General features: G+C 72.9%; 3 protein-coding genes. All 3 read right to left on the reverse strand.

What is annotated here, in order from left to right:
• Window positions 1-113: 113 nt before the first annotated feature.
• Entirely contained in the window at window positions 114-1,658 is a 1,545-nt protein-coding gene (locus RIF68_RS30945) for an MFS transporter (protein WP_309054582.1), read from the reverse strand.
• Complete coding sequence (locus tag RIF68_RS30950) at window positions 1,655-2,206, reverse strand: helix-turn-helix domain-containing protein (RefSeq protein ID WP_309054583.1); 552 nt, start codon at window positions 2,204-2,206, stop codon at window positions 1,655-1,657. The genes RIF68_RS30945 and RIF68_RS30950 overlap by 4 nt, the downstream gene beginning before the upstream one ends.
• A gap of 122 nt (window positions 2,207-2,328) precedes the next feature.
• A partial coding sequence (gene argH / locus RIF68_RS30955) for an argininosuccinate lyase (RefSeq protein WP_309054584.1) occupies window positions 2,329-3,574 on the reverse strand: 1,246 nt, incomplete at its 5' end.

Here is a 3,574-nt window from a genome sequence, read left to right on the forward strand (position 1 = left end):
TTTTTTTTCGGTGCAATTTTCCCCCACCCGGGCTCGGCCGCCGGCCCCCCCGGGCCGGGCTGGGGCCCCCGTTCGGCATACCCCCTTGGGGGCCACCGCGCGTTCCGGGCCCGTCAGTGGCCGGTGCCGTCCTCCAGGCGCTGGCCCTTGAGCAGGAACCAGGCGGCCACGGCGGTGGCGAGGAGGACCGCGGCGCCGACGCCGGCGGCGATGCGCAGGCCGTCCACGAAGGCCTCCTGGGCGGCGCCGACCAGGGCGTTCGCGGTGCCGGGCGCGAGGCCGGCGGAGGCCTCGACGGCGCCGCCGAGCGATTCGTGGGCGGCGGCCGCGGTCTGTGCCGGGACGCCGGCGGGGGTCACGAAGTCCCGGTAGACGCCGGTCACGATCGAGCCGAGGACGGCGATGCCGAGTGCCGCGCCGAGCTCGTAGGCGGTCTCCGAGACGGCGGAGGCGGCGCCCGCCTGCTCCTTGGGCACGCTGGAGAGGATGACGTCGGCGGTGACGGTGAAGGCGAGACCCGCGCCCACGCCGACGACCAGGAGGCTCGCGCCGAGCAGCGGATAGCCGGTGGTGCGGCCGAGGGTGGTCAGGACGGCGAGCGCCAGGCCGACCGCGCCGAGGCCGGTGGCGACCACGGACCGTACGGAGAAGCGGCGGGCGGCCCGGCCCGCGACCAGACCGGCGGTCACCGCGCCGACGGCGGCGGGCAGTTCGGCGAGCCCGGCCTCCAGCGGCTGGCGGCCCTGGACCAGTTGGAAGAACTGGGACAGGAAGAAGACCAGTCCGGAGAGGCCCAGGATGGTGAGCAGGTCGGCGAGGACGGCCGCCGAGAAGCCCCGGTGACGGAAGAGACGCATGTCGAGCAGCGGGGCGGGGAGGGTGAGCTGCCGGCGGACGAACCAGGCGAGGGCGGCGGCTCCGGCGAGGGCGGCGAGGGCCGCGTCCAGGGAGAGGCCGTGCGAGGCCGTCTCCTTGATCGCGTAGACGACGCCGATCATGCCGACGAGCGACAGCCCGACGCTGGACAGGTCCCAGGGGCCCGGCCGCGGGTTCTTCGACTCGGGGATGAGCCGGATGCCGACGAGGACGAGCACGGCCATGACCGGCAGGTTGATGAGGAAGACCGAGCCCCACCAGAAGTGCTCCAGGAGGAATCCGCCGACGACCGGGCCGACGGCGGCGCCGGCCGAGGCCATGGCGCCCCAGATGCCGATGGCGAAGCTGCGCTCGCGCGGGTCGTGGAAGAGGTTGCGGATGAGCGCGAGGGTGGAGGGCATCAGGGTCGCGCCGGCGACGCCCAGCAGGGCCCGCGCGATGATCATCATCTCGGGGCTGGTCGCGTAGGCGTTGAGCACCGAGACGGCGCCGAAGGCGGTGGCGCCGACGAGGAGCAGCTTCTTGCGGCCGATGCGGTCGCCGAGGCTACCCATGGAGACGAGCAGGCCGGCGATGACGAACGAGTAGACGTCGCCGATCCAGAGCAGCTGGGTGCCGGTCGGCTCCAGGTCCTCGGAGAGGAAGGGGGTCGCGAGGCCGAGCACGGTGGCGTCGACCGCCACGAGCAGAACGGCCAGGACGAGGACGGAAAGGGCGAGCCACCGGCCGGGGCGGTGCACGCCCTCGGTATGGCCGGGGGTCCTGAGGGTGCTGGTGGTCACTTCTCCACGCTCCTGCGCGCTCCGCCGAGCAGCAGCTCGGCGATCATGTACGAAAAGTCCTTGGCGGCGACCCGGCCGTCCTGGACGGCCCAGGCGCCGGCTCCGACGAGTCCGTAGAGGGCCTCGCACAGCCAGGCGGGGGTCAGGTCGATCCGGAAGACGCCCTGTTCCTGTCCGCGCCGGAACAGCGCGGAGACGCGGGCGTCGAGGCGGGCCCAGCCCTCGTTCCGCTCCTCGCCCTCGAACAGCTGGTTCTCGGTGACGAGGAAGGACAGCAGGGGGGCGACGGCCTCGGTCTCCGCGACGAGCCTGCGGACGGCCTCGTCGGCGGGGCCGGTGTCGAGCCCGGCCCGGTCGAGGGCGGCCTGCATCTCCTGGAGCCCGAGGTCCTCCAGGGCCCGCACCAGGGCGTCCCGGCCGGCGAAGTGCCGGTGGAGGGTGGCGCGGCCGATGCCGGCGGCCCGGGCGACCTCGTCCATGGTGGCGGTCGCTTTGCGGGACAGCAGGGCGGCGGCGGCGCGGAGCACCTGGGTACGGTCGACGGACATGAGACAACCGTACACCGAATGAGACATCAATGTCTCATTCGTAGGTCAGGAAAAAGCGCCCCCGCCCTCCCGGAGGAGGACGGGGGCGCGTTCCGGTCCCGGCCCGCGGGCGGGGACACGGGTCACTTCTTGGCGTTCGCCCAGGCGTGCTGGATCACCAGGTCGGCCTTGACCTCCACGAGCTGGGCCGCGACCGCCGAGGGGGCCGTGCCGCCCCGGCCGTCGCGGGAGGCGAGGGCGCCCGGCACGTTGAGGACGGTCCGCACCTCGGGGGTGAGGTGCTCGGAGATCTTGGCGAACTGTTCGTCCGTGAGCTCGTCCAGCTCCTTGCCCTCGGACTCGGCCACCTTCACGCACTCGCCGGCCACCTCGTGCGCCACCCGGAAGGGCACCCCCTGCTTGACCAGCCATTCCGCGATGTCGGTCGCGAGCGAGAACCCGGCCGGGGCCAGCTCCTCCATCCGCTCCCGGTTGACCGTGAGCGTCGCCATCATGCCGGTGAAGGCGGGCAGCAGGATCTCCAGTTGGTCGCAGGAGTCGAAGACGGGCTCCTTGTCCTCCTGGAGGTCCCGGTTGTAGGCGAGCGGGAGCGCCTTGAGGGTGGCCAGCAGACCGGAGAGGTTGCCGATGAGACGGCCGGACTTGCCCCGGGCGAGTTCCGCGATGTCCGGGTTCTTCTTCTGCGGCATGATCGAGGAGCCGGTGGAGAAGGCGTCGTGGAGGGTCACGAAGGAGAACTCCTTCGTGTTCCAGAGGATGATCTCCTCCGCGATGCGCGAGAGGTTCACACCGATCATCGCGGTGATGAAGGCGAACTCGGCGACGAAGTCCCGGGAGGCCGTGCCGTCGATCGAGTTGCCGGCCGAGCCGCGCTCGAAGCCGAGGTCCTTCGCCACCGCCTCCGGGTCCAGCCCGAGCGAGGAGCCGGCCAGGGCGCCGGAGCCGTACGGGGAGACGGCGGTCCGGGTGTCCCACTGCCGCAGCCGCTCGGCGTCCCGGGAGAGGGCCTGGACGTGCGCGAGGACATGGTGGGCGAACAGCACGGGCTGGGCGTGCTGGAGGTGGGTGCGGCCGGGCATGGCCACGTCCGGGTGCGCCTCCGCGAGGCCGACCAGGGCGTCCTGGAGGTCGGCGACGAGGCCGCCGATGATGCGGGCGTGGTCCCGCAGGTACATCCGGAAGAGGGTGGCGACCTGGTCGTTCCGGGACCGGCCGGCGCGCAGCTTGCCGCCGAGGTCCGGGCCGAGGCGCTCCAGGAGGCCCCGCTCCAGGGCGGTGTGGACGTCCTCGTCGGCGACGGTCCCGACGAAGGAGCCGTCGGCGACGTCCGCCTCCAGCCGGTCCAGACCGGCCAGCATGCGGGTCAGC

Origin of the sequence: Streptomyces sp. (assembly GCF_031178505.1) — a bacterium.
Taxonomy (GTDB): Bacteria; Actinomycetota; Actinomycetes; order Streptomycetales; family Streptomycetaceae; genus Streptomyces; species Streptomyces gulbargensis.

Excerpts from the sequence above, each read along its gene's own strand:
- RIF68_RS30950 (WP_309054583.1), bottom strand. The coding sequence starts at position 2,206 with ATGTCCGTCGACCGTACCCAGGTGCTCCGCGCCGCCGCCGCCCTGCTG.